This window comes from Paenibacillus lacisediminis (genome assembly GCF_046567315.2).
The window spans coordinates 171670-190598 of record NZ_JBKIAX020000002.1 but is presented as its reverse complement, the minus strand read 5'-3'; the positions used below and the strand labels follow the sequence as shown (position 1 = coordinate 190598).

The window sequence follows — 18929 nt, the reverse complement described above, 5'->3', positions numbered from 1 at the left end:
CTTTAGTTTAAAAATCCGCCGTCTCTCAGCATCTGTCCGATTTCTTCCCTGCTCATCAAGCCGGATGAGTTCGAGGTATAGGATTTCGCTTGAGCCCGCGGGTATGCTGCATAGTGCCGGGATACCTCCTCGCTGCCCGGGGAGGGGAGCACGACAAAATATCGTTTGCCGTCTTTATCGTACAAGACCGTGTGCTTCACCTCATGATCGGAAATCAAGTGCTCGTGCAGCTTCTCGCCGGGACGGACGCCGATGACTCTGAGCTCCGTGTCCTGGTTCCCGTATTTCTCCCGGATGACTTCCGCCAGGTCCGTAATTCTACAGGCCGGCATATCCGGAAGAAAGATTTCCCCGCCGAGCCCGTCCGTCAAAGCGTCCAGCATCAGCTCCGAGGTGACGTCGCTGGTGACGAAATAACGGGTCATCGCTTCGTCGGTAATGCCGATCCGGTTGCTCTGGCGGATTTGGTTTTTGAACAGCAGCACGACGCTTTCGCTGGTTCCGATGACGTTGCCGCTGCGGACGGAAATAAATCTCGTATGGGCGCTGACCGAATCGGCGTACAGCACCAGCTTTTCCCCGATCGATTTGGTTAGGCCGTAAAAATTGGACGGATTCGCAGCTTTGTCCGATGAGACGTTGATCACTTTTTTGACTTTGCCGCGGATCGCCGCCTCGACTAGGTTTTGGGCGCCCAGCACGTTGGTTTTCAGCGCCTCCAGCGGCTGGTTCTGGCAAATGTCGACATGCTTCAGGGCAGCCAGGTGAAATACGTAATCGATCCCGTCGCACGCTTCGATAAGCGCTTCTTTATCGCGAATATCCCCTACTTTGAAGGTCAATGCCGGATGACCCAATTCCCGGTGCATTTTAACCTGGTGGGATTCGTTGCGGGAATAGACGATGATTTGTCCCGGTTCGTACGTTAAAAGCTTTTGCACCAGCCCATACCCCCAGGAGCCGGTTCCCCCGGTAACCAAAATTTTGCTGTTTTTAATCATGTTTCTCACTTTTCTCCCCCCTCGTTCAAGTTGGGTACGTAACGGATTCCTTGAAAAATTTGCTTCCATTGAAGGTCATTGCCGTTCCATTTGTCGAGATCGGACAGCTCTATGGCGCAAACCTTCTCGAGCGGCCAGTTTAATTCGACAGTGCCCCTTACCTGCGTGTGATTGACGAGCAGCACCCGGAAATCGTGCTTGACGGTGCGGTTCAGCGTCTGTTCCAGCAGCTTGGCTTCTTCCAAAGTACCTTCGGTGCGCACGAACAGAATCCGCCGGCTCATGGCCAATTTGTTTAGGAACCGCTCGATACGCCGGTCATACTTAGCCCTCACTTCCGGGTAGTCAGCCAGATCGGCCACCGTATTTTTACTCGCTTCGAAATCGTGGCTGGAAATGATGGAATTCGCGTCATCCGTCACCCAGATCATTCCGGTATCCGTTACGCCGCCAACCCGCAAATTTTCCAGCTCCATAAATCCTTTGAACCTAGTGGCGATCAGCCGGCATACATCGTCAAGATTCGGCGAAGCCACCCAGTCAAATACGCCGGCGTAGGGACGAAGATTGTTTTTTTCGAGCTGCAGTGCAGATAAACAGAGGTCCCCCAAGCTGAAGATTGCGTCGTAGCTGCCTTTCAAATCTGCCAGTTTCATCCCTTAATCTCCTTTCTTTTTTTGAATGAATCCTGTTCCCGACTCTATCGTTCTCACCTCACTCTATCGTTTTCTAATACTATGAAATGCAAGATTCTCTGCATCTGCTTGGGTACTCATATGAATTTTAAAAAAATTTGCTAGTTTTTGATTTTCAGAGATAAGCGTACAAGCACGGCTGCTCGATAGAAACATAGATTAGTAGAGAAGACGGAAAAGAAAGGAGTTGGCGATAGGGATGCCGGTAAAATTACTCGTGATCGGGGTTCCGGAATCCGGACTCGGAGAGATGTATTCCCTTCTGGCGGAGCTGCTGCCGCTTCGCAAGGGAACATGGGTGAACCAGTGGGAGGGGGATGTACAAACCGAATTGCTGAAATTGAAACCCGGGGAAATCCGTTCGGGGTACCTTTACCACAGCGAGACAATGAGACGGTTTTTGGATGCCCAGCAAATTCGCCGAATTTTCATGGTCAGAGATCCGCGCGACATGATCTTAAATTTGCTTCTCACCATTTTGAGGGACCCCAAACACCCGCATCAAAAATACTTCCTTCAACATTTGAAATCGATGGATGAGCGTCTGCTCCGGATGATTACCGGTTTTATGGAAAGCCGGGCCGTCTCCAAGCAGTACGGAGAGGTGCAGATTGGCTACGGGGACATCAATGATCATTACAGCCGGTATTTGCGATGGATGGACGATCCGGGCACCTTGACGATTCGTTATGAAAAGGCCGCCGGCGATCCAAAGCTGCTGCACGAGGAGCTTGCGCGTATCGTGGATTATGTGTGGCCCGATCTTCAGGAGGGGGAACGGAAGTTTACGAAGGAGCAGTACATCCAGCGGATCAGTCAATTGAAGCTGGAGCTCCCGGAACATCTTTTGCCGCCGGAGGAGTGGAAAAAGGAGTACACCCCGGAGACCGTAGCCGCATTCAAAAAGGTTGCGGGTGAGCTGCTCATCTACTTGGGGTATGAACAGGATTTTGATTGGTGAAAAATGAAGCAGATCATAAAATGGCCTTCCCGCAGGCGAGGGAGGGTCTGTTTTTTTAGGGCTATAACTATAATTACAGTTATTTAACCGGAAGTGTATTCGGGCATTTGTTTAAATTGCAAACTGAATCTCCATTGATTCAAAATCGGCTTTGCATTTTGCTCTCATCATAAAATCAATCCCAAGTATGCCGTCAAAACCGTAAGTCTCTTGTATGGATCCGAGCTGGATAGGAAAATCATTCAAGGCAAAATGTTCAATTTGAAGCTCGGAAAGTATCTGTTCATAGCAAATTTCACTTGTTCCCCCTACTCCATACATTCGCTTGGCTCTTCCGTTAATGAAATCAATGAAAATGCCAATCTGTGCGAGCACATCGGTATCAAATACCGTTGCAGCACAGCCAGTATCGAATAGGACGTAGGGCAAAATAATCGATTGATTGTTGTGAGTTAGAGTCAAAGAAACAATCGGCAATCCATGCTGGAGATGTATCTTTATGAGCGCTGCCGTACGCCCGAGAAGAACTCATCAACAACATCTACATCGCTTCGGCTGGTATGGAATACGTAAAGTTCGCGTGTCGGATGTAACTTGTGCAACTGCTTGTATCCGCTCCACGCTTCTTGCGGATTGTCGTAATTCTGAATAACCACCATATCCTCCAACTGACGAACATGGTTATTGGAACTTGCTTTGATTGCCTCTACCAATACAAAGCGACCTGGATGCAACTCGGTAATTTCTCCCCATTTCATCCCCTTCACCTCGCTTGAACTATAGTATGTCTATTATAGCATACTTGTTTATGCCCAACGGTTATTCGTCAAGGGATATCCGTATTTTAAATGAAATTGTAACCAGAGAGTCAATTGACCGTATAGTAAAAAAAGCGTATAGTTTGTATATACATAAAATTCCAATGCAAACAATATTGTGGATGTTATCCTCCATTACAAAAGGGAAGGAGTGGTTAAATTGAACTCATCTACGATACTTGCAGAAGTTTTGTTATATATGAAACAAAATAGTTTAAGCACAAGACAGTTTGCTTTGAAACTGGATATTAACGTAGGAACGTGTAGTTATTTGTTAAATGGTGCTCGAACACTAACCGTCGATCATTTGGACCGAATTACAGAAGTATTGGGATTTCCTAAAGGACACTTTTATGAAAACTACATACATGAATATCTCCAAGATCTCGATCCCAACTGGCGCAGGATCGGCCCCTTCCTTCGTAAATGTGCGGAAATGGGCAAGTTGGACTGTATCCGGGAAACCGTAAGTTTATTATTGGATGATTTGATGTATACCACCCCGTTATTTGATCTGGCGGAAGAGCTGTTCGAAAACGGCAACTATGCGGCAGCCGAAATACTGTATGAAAATGTGGCTATAAGCGAGACAAGGCAGTATTCGGAACGGTTGGCCTTATGTCAGTACCGGCTGTTTAAAATCCGGGTCGGGGAAGATCAGGTGCGTAATCTCAAATTTGCCTACCAATTTGAACCCTTCGTTGACCGGCTGGATGAAGTCCGGCAGCTGGATGCCCTAAAGGATTTGGCCAACTTGTATCGTTCCGTACGCCAATGGGATCGAGTTGAAGCATTAGCTCATGAGATGGAGCATAAAGCAAAAATACTATATTTTAGTGAAAAACGAACCGCGGCAAAATTTCAGGAAATGCAAAGTAAATTGAGCAGACCGCTTTTTATGTATATTGCCTATGCAAAACTGTTATGTGCAGATGCCTGTGACGGCTGGAATGATTTTGAAAAAGCGCTGCAATATACTTATGAATACACTGATTTAAGCTGGGTAATAGAAACGGATGAGGATACCAAGCACTGGCTGGTTTTATTCCAGAAGTGGTCGCAAGCTAATATCTATGCCAATAAACTTATGGGGGGCGATATAGACATTCTCCCGGAATATGTAAAACATATCCGGCAACAACCGGACGAGATTGTACCGGGATTATCAAATATTATGTATGCTGCTAACCGATATCAAATGGATGTGGATCATATCCTGCAACAATTTAGTTCAGAGATAGAAGCTTGTGAACACCAACTATCGAATGATTTAAGTAAAGGGATAGTAATAACCGATGTATTTAACAATTTTTTGTATAATCTTACTTACTATTATGTTCGTAAGGGTGACTACGAAAGCGGATTCAAATATATGATGCAGGGTTTGGAAAATTCAGTTATGATTAACAAAGAGGACAGTATTATTAAGTTTATGGTTTTGTTTGAAGAAGTTAGACACATGGCATCTGAAGAAATTTGTTTAAAGTACAAAAACATAGTTAGTGAGGTGCGTCAGTTAGTATGAAGAAAAAAATAATAATTGCAGCAGCTATTATTTTATCCTTAGTAATTGTTACTCCAGGTACAACCTTTCAACCCACATTCACTACTTTTAGTCAGCACGGTGTCGGATAGGTTTCATAAGTTATGAGTTATGGGGCTGTTCCCAAAGTAAGTTTGCTTGAACACGTTAAAATGAAGAAAAGGCGATGCAGATGATTTTCTGCATCGCCTTTTCCCGTTAATCTAATGCCGCTTACCTGGCCGGAATCCAGTTGTTAATCGGACAAACCTGCCTTGCTGAGCAGCAGATACAGCGCCGAGGCGGCGGTTTCGCGCGTGGCGGTGGCGTTAGGACGGAATTTTGTTCCGCCGTCAGCTTCCACACCGCCGATGACGCCGGCGGCCGTTAACGTCCGAACGCTGTCTTTGGCGTAAGCGGCAATTTCCGCCGCATCGGCATAGGCAGCTGCCGGCGAATCGGCCGCCGGCAGCTTGGCTCCCGTAAACGCCAAAGCTCTTGCCAGAATCGCCGCCATTTCCTGACGCGTTACGCTTGCGCCGGGGGCAAACACGCTTTGGCTTTTGCCGTGGATGATGCCGGCTTCATTAGCGGCGGCGATGTCTTCGGCGAACCAGTCGGTCGCCTTCACGTCGCCGAACTTGGCGGCTGTGCCTTGTGCTTTCAGACCAAGCGCCCGTACGAGCAAGGACGTGAATTCCGCGCGGGTCAAGTTGCCGTTTGGTGAAAACATGCCGGCGGAAGTTCCTTCAATGATGAACTTGCTTGCCAACGCTTGAATATGGTCCGCTGCTGGGGAACCGGCAATATCATCGAATTGAATCGTGCGAGTGACGGCGGCATACACGGAAAATCCAGGACGGTTTACCGTGACCAGCGTCGTCTTGTCTTCCCGGGCCGCGAATACCGAAGCGACCGGTCTGACTTCACCGTTCTCTTCATAAAGGACCCCGGCCGTTCCCGGCTCAATTTGACCCGGTACGGTGAACGCCCGCTTGATGAAGGTGCCAGCCGGCACCTTGAGCGGCGTGCTTCCGGACTCGGCAACCCAGTTCGCTGCAAAAAGCACCGGTGTCCCGAGCACCGTTGCACCGGGAGCATGCTCCGTAAAGGCTGCTTTGCCGGATTCGGACGGTTCGATAATCAGATCAAGTCCGGCGGAAGCCGGAGCTTGCGCAAGTAGGCTAACCGGCAAAGACAAAGCAGAACCTGCTGCACTAAACACGATCACGCTTTGCGGATGCAGGGCGGCCAGCTGCTTAACTTGCCCGGCTGGGAACGAAGCCTTGGCGTTTGTTACGGTTGCACCCGGCAAGCTGAGCACAACCGCAGCCGGCGAGCCGGATCCGGCCGAAGCCAGTGCGGCGCTCAGCTCGCTGTCGCCCGCCGCGGCCGTTGTGACGCCGCCGTTCGTAGTCGTCTTGGCGACGAGATTTACCTGCTTGTGGCCCGGTGCAATAACGGCTTTTGCCGCGGCGCTCAAGCTTCCCGACGGTTCGGCGGGAGCTGGCGGATTCGAAACGGAACTACTGCCTTTGTCGCGGCCACCGCCGCCTCCACCGCCTCCATTGCCACCGCCGCCGTTTCCTTTGGAGTTGTCCACCCGGAAGGAGGTGACGCTGTTGTACATAATTGCCGAGCCGTCCTTTCTCACGGCTATTTGATAGTTGCTGTCCAACTGAAGGGCGTAAATCCAAATTTTATAAATGCCGTCCTCCAGGTAACGGGTGACCGGTTGGCCTTGACCATCGAGGATCAAATTGCCGTTCGCATCGACGGGGTAATACGCGCTGCCGATTCCTTCGAAGGTATAAACCCCTGGCGCAAAACGGTCGTTAATGTCCTCGGTAACCTGATCCCCGATCAACCCGAGCATTTCGTCATTCACATTGTACACCCGAATTTGTAAAAAATTCGTGTCAGTCGCCGTCACTTTAAAGCTCAAATCGGTCGACTTTTGCGTGCTGCGGTTCGGGTAAACGATGGAGTTCGTAACCTTGGCTTCCTGAATACCGAATCCATTCGCCGGCGGCTGCTTATCAACGTAAACCACAAACGGCAGATGCAGTTCCGGCAAGCCAGGGTTTGTCAGGTTGACCTGTCCTTCATAAAATCCGCTTGCGGCATCGGGAGCCACCGTTAAGGTCAACTGGAACGTAGCGGTTTCTCCGGCGGCGGCGGTCAACGCAGTTAGGTCAAGCTCGGCCTCCACGCCAAGATGACCGCCGTGCCACACCACGGATGCCTCATAACTGACTTCTTGGTCCGACGTATTTTTCAACTGCAGGACATCGGTTTGGCTCGAGCCGGGAGCAACGACGCCGAGGCTCGCGGATGAGTTATAGTTAATGACGTTTTTGCGGTTGTAATTCGGATCAAGGATCGTGATCGGCTCAACGGCTTGCAGCAAAGCGGGCGTTTCGACCGCGTTTGCCACGTTGGCGCGCCCGGCTCCTTGCTGGTATACCTTATATAAACCGCCATCTCCATTGTCCAACACATCAGCGGTGTTAGCCAATGCCGCGCGAACGTCAAAAGGCGTCCAATCCGGATGCTGCTGCAGGAGCAGCAGCGCCAAACCGGCCACATGCGGAGCCGCCATGCTGGTGCCGCTGCTGCGCATATAAGCCCGATCGTACGAGGCACCCTTCACGAGGTTGCCGTATGCCGGATAACTGGACCTAATGTTGACGGCAGGGGCGACGATATCCGGTTTGATGCTCAGGTCTTTGTCGGCGTTTGGCCCCCAGGAGCTGTAAGCGTACAACGAGTCGCCCGGAACGATTTCCGACGGATACTCTTCGGGGAAGGTAAAGTTCAAGGCGAGCCCGTCATTTTCCGTCAAGGCCCGGGCCAAGGCGAGCCCGTCCTGTCTCCTGAGGTCAAGGGTCGGAATATAGTCAAAGGAATCGCCTTGAGGCAGGTTAATGTATCCGTCATACTCATCCGGAATCGCGTCGCTTAACTCGGCGTTTTTGCCGCTGGCGTCAGCCGTACCGTTAAAAATGGCGATAGCGACCGCTCCGCGCTCCTTGGCATTGGCGATTTTGTAGGCAAAAGGCTGGGCCCCGCGGGAAACCAACACCACTTTGCCTTTGACATCCAATCCCGCGTAGTCTTCATCGCTGCCAAGGTTGGCATAGACGACCTCCAGCGGCTTCGTACCCAAAATGTTGCGAAAATCATCCTGCAACGTCTCCCATGCCATGACGTTAAAATCATAGGTGGCATAAGTTGCCGAGGTTGCCGAAGAGGAAGTGGCGTCCGATAAATCGGACGAATTGGCAAATTTGGAATCCAGGCTGCCCGAATAATGCAGGCTGTCGGTGTCTACGCCGCCGACCGCAATCGCCAGCTGAGCCGTAGCCGGCGAGCCCATGCTGTAATTCCCCGGACCCGCGTTGCCATTGGCGACGACCGCCACGACGCCGGACAATACGGCGTTGTTGATGGCGACGGCATCCGGCGAATTGACGTCTTTTTCGGAATCGGAGCCTAACGACAGGTTGATCACGTCCATCCCGTCCTTGACCGCCCGTTCAATGCCGTCGATCACCTGTGCGGAGGAACCATTGGTTTGGGCAGGGTTTTCCTGATTTCTGCCCAGCACCTTATAGGCGTATAGCTCAGCCTCGTAAGCAATGCCTTTTTGCACGATGTCGCTTTCCGTATTGGCGGCCCGGCCGACGATCGTTCCCGCCACATGGGTGCCGTGCGACGTTCCTTCGTACCCAGTGCCGAGCGGATCGTCTTCTTGGGCGATCGGCGGTTCTTCATATGGATCGTCGTCATTATAAAAAGAGTCATAACCGCCCTTGTAAGCCCCTGCGAGATCGGGATGCTTGTAATCGACGCCGGTGTCGATCACCCCGACCTTCAGGCCTTTGCCCGTGAGCCCTTTTTCCCAGGCGAGGTCGGCTCCGATTTGCTTGATCGGATTGATTTCAAAAGGAGCGCTTTCATCCATCGAAGCAGTCTCCAGCGGAACCGGATACCATATGCTGTTCTCATGGATCGACTTGACACCGGGGACGTCCGCCAGCTTTGGGATTTGATTGGCCGGAATCGTAATTTCAAAACCGTTGAGCACGGTGTCGTACTGATAATTCACGTCCAGATCCAGGCCTTGTCCGGCCGCGGTATGTAAAAATTTCTGCTGTTCATTATTGACCGTAGCTTCCGTCGTTACTGCAGCCAAGGAGCGCATGCCGGCTTTGGCCGCAAATTTTCCGGCCGCGGCAGGTTGGCCATCGAGCTGTACGATAATTCTGACCGGTTCCTTGGATGACGTATCGATTTGCGGCGATATGACCGGTTCCGAAGCTGGTTCGGTTTCGGAGTTTAAAACCTGACTGATTAATGGCGAAGGCTCCGAGCCGGAAGCTGTGGTTGTACCGGGGAAAGCTCCGGTGGCGGTCAGCCCCAGGGCAAGCAAATAGATGAGCCATGTGCGAAAACGAATTCTGCTTATCAACTCTATCTCCTCCCAAAAACGAAAATTGGTTACACGCGAGCTGTTGCCGGTTATCACACATACATGAAGCCGATGGAATTCCCGGGTATAACTCAATGAACCTCCCTTCCTATATGTGAATATAGTAGAAATTTAAGAAGATTCTACCATTCGCAGGCTAAAATAACTATATCATTGTAGGTATATTTCTGAAAAGATAGAGTAGGCATGGAGTGATATACTGAAATGGTATAAAGCGTTCCGTGATTCTAGTTTTGAGTGAGGGTGGTTGCCGATGCGCGATTTTTCAACGATAGAATATTTGCGGGAAGGGAACCCGAGGCAGCAAAAGGCTTACAAAACGATGATGGACATAAAAATCATGGATTTGCTCGCTCCCTACCAACCCGTATTGGCCGGAACAATTCCGCTCGGCATCGACCTGCCGGCCAGCGATCTGGACATCATATGCGAGGTTTACGACCACGAAAAGTTTCAGAGAGACGCAGAGTTACTGTTTGGCGGGTACGAGGATTTCCGGTGCAAGCCGAAAATCGTCAACGGAGTGATGCGGACGGTAGCGAATTTTGCGGCCGGCGGATTCCCGTTTGAAATTTTTGCCCAGTCCGTGCCGGTCACCGGGCAAAATGCTTACAAACATATGGTGATTGAGCATCGCATTTTGGAATTGGCCGGAGCGCAGGCCTCACGGGAAATTCGGCAGAGAAGGCAGCAGGGCATGAAAACGGAGCCGGCATTTGCCGATTGGCTTGGATTGCCCGGGGACCCTTATGCTGCTTTGCTGGAGTTGTACGATTGGGAAGACCGGAGGTTGGCCGAATTTGTATATACGGCTGCCCTATCACATAAGATTAGTTCAACTTGTATAGGAAAGGGCGGTATGCATGATTAGCAAAAGCAACGCGGAGCACTACATTTGGGGTGAACGCTGTGACGGATGGAGGCTGGTGGACCGGGAAGAAATGAGCGTCATTCACGAAAAAATGCCCCCGCACACCCGTGAAACCAGGCATTTTCATATTAAAGCAAGCCAGTTTTTCTTCGTATTATCCGGATACATGCACATTGAAGTCGACGGAACGGAACATCTTCTTCAAGCCCATGAAGGGATCGAGGTCCGGCCGGGAACTCCACATCAGGTGTTCAACAAATCAGAGCACCCGCTCGAGTTCCTCGTCTATTCGCAGCCGAATAAGCGCAACGACCGGGTGCAGGCTTGAATCGCAAAAAGAAGTAGAGCACACGCTACCATTCGAATCGAAACTATCGTCCGCCGGAGCTCTAACGGTTGTAGCAGCTGCTATTTTACGAAAAAAGGCCTCTTCTAAAATCTAACGGTTGTGAGCGCCGTTATTTGCCTGAAACTAAGCAAAATTGGCTGGGTTTAGTGAAATAAGCGCCATGGCAACCGTTACAATTTGAAATCAACGTTTTTGGAACAAATAGTGGTTGTGGCAACTGTTAGAATAGTCGTGTGGTTAATATAGTTCCTCCGAAAATGGAAGATCGGCCACATCAAGGAATATGAGGAGGCGATGATGTGGGAACTTGGTATCTCGACAACGGCAGCAAATTGGGGTATACATGAAATCATTAATAAAGGAGGCGAAATGAGAAATGGACTATAGATATCCGATCGGCAAATTTGAATTTACGGGTGAAATTACCGCCGCCCAGCGGGAGCAATGGATCCGGGAAATCGAGACGCTGCCCGCAAGAATGAGGCAGGCGGTTGCGGGATTAAGCGAAGATCAATTGAACCTGCCCTACCGGGAGGGAGGCTGGACGCTCCGTCAGGTCGTGCACCATGTAGCCGACAGTCATATCAACGCTTATACGCGGTTTAAGCTGGCGTTAACGGAAGACAACCCGACGATCCGGCCTTATTTTGAAGACCGCTGGTCCGAGCTGCCGGATTCCCGGGCGGATATTCAGGTTTCACTGGCCTTGCTTGAGGCACTGCACCAAAGATGGGTGATATTGCTGAAATCGCTGAGCGAAGCGGATTACGCGCGGCAGTTCCACCACCCGGCATCGGGACAAACGACCACGCTCGCCTACAATCTGGGCACTTATGCCTGGCACGGCAATCATCATTTGGCTCATATTGCGTCGTTGAGAACGAGGCTGGATCTTTAGACAGAATGGAGAATCCCGAAGACTTTGGAAGGCGTTGGACAAATGAAGACGATATCTTACCGGAAAACAGTGGCATGGGGCAAAACGCTGGGCAGCTTGCTTTTTGTCCTCACCTGTCTGTTTTTGCTGTACGCCGCTTTGTTTATGGACGTTAGCCCGGTCCGCCTGTTTTTCTGCATCACCTCGGCCATAATCGGGCTGCCGTTTTTCGGGGGCTATTTCGTTGTGTGCTTCCCCAGAGCTCTGCGGTCCAACCCGTGCCTGCTCACCTATGATCAGCGCGCCATTTCAGATGGAACACGCACCGTCGCTTGGCCGGAGATTTCGAGCATCAGCTACAACGGTCCCTCGATCCGCAAGTGGTTGCTCCCTCAGTTCCCGGAATTGATTTTTCACCTCAAGAACAAGGAAACCTGGACCGTGAGCACTTATTATTTGCTAACTGATGCCGAAATCCATGCGGTCATGAAGCATTTACGCGGTCTGATCAGCCGAAACGGAAAAGAATAGTCCGCCAAAGCCCGTATCTTTGAAGTCGGCGCTTGGAGACCAACTGCTGCTGGACCGGCTGACTGGCCGCCGGCCTTCAAAATAGCGGAACTTTATGTGCTTATTACTCGGGGCCCGGCATGTTCTTCCCCATTAGCGCCATTTTATGTACTTATTATCCTATAAATGTCCAGTACGCGGGCATTTCCTTGCGACCCAAAGAAAATAGCGACATAAAATGCCGCTATTTCTCGCAAGTGGACGGATATCACCGGAATAACGCCCTTTTTTGTCCTTATGTGTTTCGCTGGAGTTTCTCAGACCGCTCAGACCAGGCAGGCAGCCTGGTTTTTGCCTGTTTTCCCCCGCTTTACAAACCGCGTTGCTCCGACTTTAGCCAAACGGCGGTGCGCTCCCGCAAGCTCTCCCGGACATCGAGCACCCGCTGGTTTTCCGAGCCCCTCCACTTCAGTTTGAGATTACGCTGTTCCAAAATAAACCGGCCGTCGATCAACACATCGCAATGGGCGAGCAACTCCATGCGGGAAGCGTCGGCAAGGATCTCCTCGAACGTATAGCCCGACCAGATCCAGATGTCCTTGCCCGGGCATTCCGCCCGAACCCGCTGGACCAAACCGAGCAGCCCGTCCACGTTTTGAAACGGCTCGCCGCCGAGGATGGACAGGCCCGCCAGACGGATGTCCTCCACTTGTAAATCGGCGATGACCTGATCCTCGAATTCCTGCGTATAGGGGAAACCGTAGGCGAAATTCCAGGTAGCCGCGTTAAAGCAGCCTTGGCAATGATGAGTGCAGCCGGAGGTGAACAGCGAGTTGCGCAGCCCTCTTCCGTTCAGCACGTCGAATTTTTTGTAATCGGCGATGTTCATAGGCGTCACATATGTTTGACGCGGGCGAGCACTTCCTGCTGTTTCCCCGCATTGAACGGCCGCTGGCTCGGCTCGGACAGATAACCGCAGCAGCGCCGGATGACCGAGGAGGTTTTGGGATTGCGGTTTCCGCAATTCGGGCACTCAAATCCCGTGCTGGTCGCTTCAAATTCCCCTTCGAATCCGCATTCCAGGCATTTGTCCGTCGGGGTGTTCGTCCCGAAGTAAGGCACCCGCTCGTAAGCGTAGTCCCACACCGCTTCCAGCGCCTCGGGATTCTGCACCAGCGAGTCGAATTCGCAGTAAGTGATGAAGCCGCCGTTGGCGTAAACGGGGTACTGTTTTTCGAATTCGATTTTTTCGAACGGCGTCACCTTTTTGGCCACGTCCAGATGGAACGAGTTGGTGTAGTAGCCTTTGTCCGTAATTCCTTCGAGGCTTCCGAAACGCTGCTCGTCCAGCTTGCAGAAGCGATAGCACAGCGACTCCGCCGGCGTGGAGTAGAGGCTGAAGCCGTACCCGGTTTCATTTTTCCATTCCGCAGCCTTTTCACTCAAATACCGCACAATGTCGAGGCCTTTTTGCCTTAGTGCGTCGGCGTCGAAGATATGTTTGCCATGCAGCGCCAAGATCGTCTCATGAATGCCTATGTACCCCAGCGAGATGCTGGCCCGGCCGTTTTGCAGCAGGTGATCGATCGTGTCTTCGGGCTGGAGCCGGCTGCCTGCCGCTCCTTCCATGTACAAAATGGGCGCGACCTTGGCTTTGACGCCCCGCAAGCGTTCGATGCGGTACATCAGGCCTTCCTTGCAAACCTCCAGCAGCTCGTCCAACAGCTTGTAGAAGGTCTGCTCCGATCCCTTTGCCTGAATCGCCAGCCGCGGCAGATTGGCGGTCACCACGCCCATGTTGAAACGCCCGTCGTGCAGCTCCCGCCCGTTCTCTTCGTAAGCGCCGAGGAAGGAGCGGCAACCCATCGGGAATTTGAACGACCCGGTAATCGCTTTGACTTTCGGCACTGAAATGATGTCGGGATACATGCGCAGCGTGCTGCATTTGAGCGCGAGCTGCTTGATGTCGTAATTCGGATCGCCCGGCCGCAAATTCACCCCTTCTTCCAGGGCGAAAATCAGCTTGGGGAACACCGGCGTTTTGCCGTCCTTGCCAAGACCGCGGATGCGATTCCGCAAAATGGCAATTTGGATCTGCCGTTCCTCCCAGCTTAAGCCCCGCCCGAACCCGAACGTGCTGAACGGCGTCTGGCCGTTGGCGCTCACGAGCGTGTTGATTTCATACTCCAGTGATTGGAACGCGTCGAAAGTTTCCTTTTCCGTCAGCTTTTTGGCGTAGTCGAAGCATTTTGGATAACGTTCGTGCAATTTCGTATTTTCATAGGAAATATCAAGCCCGGCGGTCGCCGCGCTATCCAGTTCATACAACCATTCCAGGCCGTTCTTATAGTGTTTGACAAAAGATTTCGCCACATAAGGCGCTAAAATTTTATCGATTTCGTTAATCGTGTTCCCGCCGTAAATATGGCTGGCCACCTGGGCGATGATCTGCGCCGTGATCGCTGTCGCGGTCGTGATGGAGCGCGGCGTTTCGATCTGCGCGTTGCCCAGCTTAAAGCCGTTCTCCAGCATGCCTTTGAGATCGATCAGCATGCAGTTGTAGATCGGGAAATACGGGCTGTAATCCTGGTCGTGAAAATGCAGGCTTCCGCTGTTATGGGCTTCCACCACCCGTTTGGGAATCATGTAGGTCTGGGCGAAATCCTTGGCCATAATGCCGGCCAGCAGGTCCCGCTGCGTCGGAATGGTCGCTCCATCCTTGTTGGAATTTTCCTTGAGCACTTCCTCGTTCGTCAGTTCCAGCAATCCCAGCACCTTTTTGTCCAGGCTGCTGCGCTCGCGTCTTTTCAGCGTGCGGATTTCACGGTAACCGATATACGCTTCAGCCGCGTCCTTTCTGCGGCTGTTCATCAGCGCGGATTGTACCTCGTCCTGAATATGTTCGATATCCACCTTATCCAGCTTGGAGATTCTGGCGGTCACTTTGTCGGCTACCTTTTGCGCCACATTCATGTCGACTTTCTTCTCCGTGCTGTTCATGGCGGCGCAAATCGCGTCGATAATTTTTTGCTGGTTGAAGGCCACCTCGGACCCGTCGCGTTTAATGACTAACGTAACAATCACCCTTTGTTCTTTGTTTTGCTTGGTGAGTATAGCACACCCGGCTGGAAAAAACGGTGATGTCACGCACTCCCAAACCTATCGCTCGCAAGATCGCGGTCGTCGACCCGAACAATAGCGGTAAAAAAGGGCGTTATTTCCGTCGCATTGAAGATTAGCGGGCTAATAGAGGAATAAAAAGGCGCTATTTCCGCAAGGAAAGAATGAAATCGTTCGATTTCGTTCGCTCCTGGAAAAATAGCGCCACAATTTACCTCTATTTATAAATTTCAAGCGGGTATCGGCGAATAAGGCCATGAATTACCGTTATTTTACAGGGGGACATGCCGAACCTAATGGGCCTATCCCTTATGTCGTTACAGCACCCAAGCCCCCACGATCCCGGCAGCGATGCCGATCGCAACGACCGACACAAACACAAACAGCAGCACTTTGCGCGGGAACGAGCGCGACACCATCAGCATGGACGGCAGGCTGACGGCCGGCAGCGTCAGCAGCAGAGCGGCCGCAGGTCCGGCGCCAAGGCCAAGCGCGGTAAATGATTGAATGATCGGAATTTCGGCCGCCGTCGGAATGACGAACAGGGTGCCAACGAAGGCGAACACGAGGATCGCAAGGAAACCGCCGCCCAGTGCCACCGGGAACATCGTGTTTTGGAAAGCGCCAAGCACAAGCACGGACAGCAAATAGGCCGGCACGACGTTCAGGATCATCAGGCCCAGGCTTTTCAGCCAACGCACCACAAACGGCGTTTTGTCCTTGCTTTCGGCGGCTTCGATTGCGGCCGGAGCGGGAACCTCCTTGCCTTTGGCGAACCGGTTCGCCAAATAGCTGACCCCGAACGTCATCAGGATCCCGAACACGAGCCGAAGCAAGGTGAATTCCCACGACAGCACGAACGTCATAAAAATGAGCGTGGCCAGATTCAACACCGGATTGCCGATCCAAAAAGCGAGGCTCGCCCCGACCGACACGTTTCTTTTGCGCAGGCCGGCGGCGATCGGAGCGGCGCAGCAGGTGCACATCATCCCCGGAAGGGAAGCGACGCCGCCGAGGAAGGTGCTTTTGAAGCGGCTGCTGCCCAGCACCTTATACAGCCACTGGGCCGGAAGCAGCACTTGCACGAGCGAGCCGAGCAGGATGCCAAGCACCGCCGCCTTCCACACCGACTTGAAGTAGACGATCGCATAGTCTACCGCCGCGCCCCACGACGGGGCCGCCGCCGTGTCCGAGCCCAAAATCGAAGAACCGATCGAGTGGCTGGCTGCGCTTTTGAGCGCTTTTTCATAATAGGGCCACCACTTGACATAACTTAAGCCGGCGATGGCTATGATGAGAAACAGAATCACGAAAAACACGGTCTTCCGGTTGAAAGAACGCGCCGAATGGAAGTTTTCGCTGTTTGAAGAAGTCATGATTCCCTCCGCGTATCTATAAATTTTGCACAAGCAATAGTATAACACAATGTTACAAGGCCAAGATGCGTGCCAAGATCGAGAAGGCGAGAAGATCAGTTGCCTTTTTCCCGGCAACTGGAGTACGATTTATAAAGGAGTAAACGGTTTTCAAACCATCTCGTTAGGGAAGGAACGTGAGGATTCATGTCAACAACGGATTCCGTTAAATTAACATCTTTATCCAGCAAAGGCGGCTGCGGCTGCAAAATCGGTCCCGCCGATTTGATGCAGGTCATCCGCAATCTGCCGCCTGCGGAGCCGAATCCCGATCTGCTCGTTGGCCTGGACACAAGCGATGATGCCGGTGTCTACCGGTTGTCGGATGATTTGGCACTGGTGCAGACCGTCGATTTTTTCACGCCGATCGTGGACGACCCGTATTCGTTCGGGCAGGTGGCGGCGGCAAACGCGATCAGCGACATTTACGCGATGGGCGGCAAACCGCTTACCGTGCTTAATATAGTAGCTTTTCCGATTTCCACGCTGGACAAAAGCATTTTGGCCGACATTTTGCGCGGCGCGGCCGACAAGGTTAGAGAAGCGGGAGCTACCTTGGTTGGGGGCCACTCCATCGACGATAAAGAGCCCAAATTCGGCTTGGCCGTCACCGGGCTGGTGCATCCGGACAAGGTCAGAACGAATGCCGGCGCGAAACCCGGGGACAAGCTGATCCTGACGAAGCCGATCGGCGTTGGCATCATGACGACTTCGATCAAAAAGGACCAGCTCAGCAAAGAGGAGACGGAACGGGTGACGTCCGTGATGACGACGCTGAACAAAACTGCGGCCGAGGTCATGGAGCCATACGAGGTCCACGCTTGCACCGATGTCACCGGCTTTGGATTGATGGGACACGCCCTGGAGATGGCCAAAGGCAGCGGCGCAGGCATCACGATCCGCAAAAGTGCGGTACCCGTGCTTCCGCGCGTCAGAGAGCTGGCGGAGCAAGGTTTCATTCCGGGCGGCACGAAAAACAATTACGCTCACGTGGAAGCCGACATTTCGTTCCCGGAAGCGCTGGATCAGACCGACCGCTATATTTTGTGCGATGCGGTGACCTCCGGGGGATTGCTCATTTCGGTAAGCTCGGCGCAGGCGGACAAGCTGCTTCCGGCTCTGGTGGATGCGGGCGTAGAAGCCAGCCTGATCGGCGAAGTGACGGACGGGCCCGCCGGGCGGATCGTTGTCGAAGTCTAATGAAGCGGTGGGATTAACATCAAGAAGGAGTTTTTGAACATGTTTCAGGATTTGAGCCTGGAGGAATGGGTAGAGCAGCGGCAGAAAGGGCTCTCGCTTATCGACGTTCGCTCGCCTTCGGAATTTGCGCAATCCACGATTCCGGGCAGCGTCAACATCCCGTTGTTCGATGACCGGGAACGCGCCGAAATCGGGACGTTATACAAACAAGCCAGCGTGGAGGCCGCCAAGCAGCGGGGCTTGGAGATCGTCTCGGCCAAGCTGCCGAGGTTTATCCGGCAATTCGCCGAAATTCCCGGGCGGAAAGCCGTTTTTTGCTGGCGCGGCGGCATGCGCAGCAAAACGACGGCTACGCTGCTGTCCCTGATGGACATCCATGCTTACCGGCTCGCGGGAGGATACCGGGCTTACCGGCAGTGGGTCGTCAGCACGCTCGAAAATATGTCACTCATCCCGCAAATGGTGGTGATTCATGGGAATACGGGCAGCGGAAAAACGCTGCTGCTTCGCACGCTGAAGGAGAAAGGATACCCGGTGATCGATCTGGAGGAGTTGGCCGGGCATCGCGGCTCGGCTTTTGGACAAATCGGCCTGAAATCCCGCAACCAGAAAATGTTCGACTCCTTGCTGCTCGATGAGCTGCTGCGATACCAGGAGGAACCGTATGTATTGATGGAGGCGGAAAGCAAGCGGATCGGCAAAGTGGTCATGCCGGAGTTCCTCGCCGCCAAAAAAGAGCAGGGACGCCATATTCGCCTGGAGCTGCCGATGGAGGCGCGCGTCAAGATTATTTTGGAGGATTATGAGCCGTGGAAGCACCCGGAGGCATGTCTGGAATCTTTCCGCAAAATCAAATCGAAAATTCACACCCCGGTCGCCGCGGAGATCGAGTCGTGTCTAACCTCCGGGAAGTACGACCGGGCGGTGGAATTGCTGCTGGCGTATTATTACGACCCGCGTTATGCGCATACCGAAGATCAGTACACCGGAGCGGAGTTTGCGGTCGTCCGTGCCGCTTCGGTTGAGGAGGCCGTGGCCGGGGTGGAACGGCTTTTGACCAAGCCGGCTTCGCTTGCCGTGGATAAACCGTAAATG

The 18929-nt window shown here is 52.4% G+C and carries 16 protein-coding genes; 8 read left to right on the top strand and 8 right to left on the bottom strand.

Annotation, left to right across the window (positions count from 1 at the left end; translation table 11 throughout):
- Window positions 1-2 precede the first annotated feature (2 nt).
- On the bottom strand, window positions 3-1001 hold the full coding sequence (locus ACLD72_RS04220) for a polysaccharide biosynthesis protein (RefSeq protein WP_410996507.1): 999 nt from the start codon (window positions 999-1001) through the stop codon (window positions 3-5).
- A gap of 5 nt (window positions 1002-1006) precedes the next feature.
- A complete protein-coding gene (locus ACLD72_RS04215) occupies window positions 1007-1657 on the bottom strand; it encodes a DUF1796 family putative cysteine peptidase (protein WP_458475573.1) in 651 nt (216 codons plus the stop codon).
- Between the two features lie 238 nt (window positions 1658-1895).
- Between ACLD72_RS04215 and ACLD72_RS04210 the strand changes: the two genes are divergently transcribed.
- Window positions 1896-2657 (top strand): hypothetical protein, encoded by a 762-nt coding sequence (locus ACLD72_RS04210; RefSeq protein ID WP_410996098.1) that lies wholly within the window; start codon window positions 1896-1898, stop codon window positions 2655-2657.
- Window positions 2658-2768: 111 nt separating this feature from the next.
- Here ACLD72_RS04210 and ACLD72_RS04205 read toward each other — a convergent pair whose 3' ends face one another.
- Both ACLD72_RS04205 and ACLD72_RS04200 read right to left on the bottom strand, forming a co-directional pair.
- Window positions 2769-3134, bottom strand: a complete 366-nt coding sequence (locus ACLD72_RS04205; protein WP_410996096.1) for an aspartyl protease family protein — start codon at window positions 3132-3134, stop codon at window positions 2769-2771.
- A gap of 20 nt (window positions 3135-3154) precedes the next feature.
- On the bottom strand, window positions 3155-3415 hold the full coding sequence (locus ACLD72_RS04200; protein WP_410996094.1) for a hypothetical protein: 261 nt from the start codon (window positions 3413-3415) through the stop codon (window positions 3155-3157).
- A gap of 220 nt (window positions 3416-3635) precedes the next feature.
- Here ACLD72_RS04200 and ACLD72_RS04195 point away from each other — a divergent pair, with 220 nt between their 5' ends.
- Complete coding sequence (locus ACLD72_RS04195; RefSeq protein ID WP_410996092.1) at window positions 3636-5000, top strand: helix-turn-helix domain-containing protein; 1365 nt, start codon at window positions 3636-3638, stop codon at window positions 4998-5000.
- Window positions 5001-5253: 253 nt separating this feature from the next.
- Here the strand turns inward: ACLD72_RS04195 and ACLD72_RS04190 are convergent, their stop codons facing one another.
- Window positions 5254-9471: a S8 family serine peptidase gene (locus ACLD72_RS04190; protein ID WP_410996090.1), complete on the bottom strand. Its 4218-nt coding sequence runs from the start codon at window positions 9469-9471 to the stop codon at window positions 5254-5256.
- A 274-nt stretch (window positions 9472-9745) separates the two neighbouring features.
- Here ACLD72_RS04190 and ACLD72_RS04185 point away from each other — a divergent pair, with 274 nt between their 5' ends.
- The 4 genes from ACLD72_RS04185 to ACLD72_RS04170 all read left to right on the top strand — a co-directional run bounded on the left by ACLD72_RS04185 (window position 9746) and on the right by ACLD72_RS04170 (window position 12120).
- Entirely contained in the window at window positions 9746-10363 is a 618-nt protein-coding gene (locus tag ACLD72_RS04185; protein WP_410996088.1) for a DUF4269 domain-containing protein, read from the top strand.
- Window positions 10356-10691, top strand: a complete 336-nt coding sequence (locus ACLD72_RS04180) for a cupin domain-containing protein (protein WP_410996086.1) — start codon at window positions 10356-10358, stop codon at window positions 10689-10691. Before ACLD72_RS04185 ends, ACLD72_RS04180 begins: the two co-directional genes overlap by 8 nt.
- A 397-nt stretch (window positions 10692-11088) precedes the next feature.
- Complete coding sequence (locus ACLD72_RS04175) at window positions 11089-11610, top strand: YfiT family bacillithiol transferase (protein ID WP_410996084.1); 522 nt, start codon at window positions 11089-11091, stop codon at window positions 11608-11610.
- Between the two features lie 42 nt (window positions 11611-11652).
- The gene (locus ACLD72_RS04170; protein ID WP_410996082.1) at window positions 11653-12120 is read left to right on the top strand and encodes a DUF5381 family protein; all 468 of its coding nucleotides are present in this window, start codon (window positions 11653-11655) and stop codon (window positions 12118-12120) included.
- Window positions 12121-12469: 349 nt separating this feature from the next.
- Here the strand turns inward: ACLD72_RS04170 and nrdG are convergent, their stop codons facing one another.
- The 3 genes from nrdG to ACLD72_RS04155 form a co-directional block, all read right to left on the bottom strand.
- Window positions 12470-12988 (bottom strand): anaerobic ribonucleoside-triphosphate reductase activating protein, encoded by a 519-nt coding sequence (nrdG, locus tag ACLD72_RS04165; RefSeq protein WP_410996080.1) that lies wholly within the window; start codon window positions 12986-12988, stop codon window positions 12470-12472.
- A 5-nt stretch (window positions 12989-12993) separates the two neighbouring features.
- Window positions 12994-15183, bottom strand: a complete 2190-nt coding sequence (nrdD, locus tag ACLD72_RS04160) for an anaerobic ribonucleoside-triphosphate reductase (RefSeq protein ID WP_458475571.1) — start codon at window positions 15181-15183, stop codon at window positions 12994-12996.
- A gap of 353 nt (window positions 15184-15536) precedes the next feature.
- The gene (locus tag ACLD72_RS04155; protein WP_410996076.1) at window positions 15537-16595 is read right to left on the bottom strand and encodes a permease; all 1059 of its coding nucleotides are present in this window, start codon (window positions 16593-16595) and stop codon (window positions 15537-15539) included.
- 186 nt (window positions 16596-16781) lie between these two features.
- On the opposite strand from ACLD72_RS04155, the gene selD reads away from it, so the two are divergent.
- Complete coding sequence (gene selD, locus ACLD72_RS04150) at window positions 16782-17834, top strand: selenide, water dikinase SelD (RefSeq protein ID WP_410996074.1); 1053 nt, start codon at window positions 16782-16784, stop codon at window positions 17832-17834.
- 39 nt (window positions 17835-17873) lie between these two features.
- Window positions 17874-18926 (top strand): tRNA 2-selenouridine(34) synthase MnmH, encoded by a 1053-nt coding sequence (mnmH, locus tag ACLD72_RS04145; RefSeq protein ID WP_410996072.1) that lies wholly within the window; start codon window positions 17874-17876, stop codon window positions 18924-18926.
- Window positions 18927-18929 lie beyond the last annotated feature (3 nt).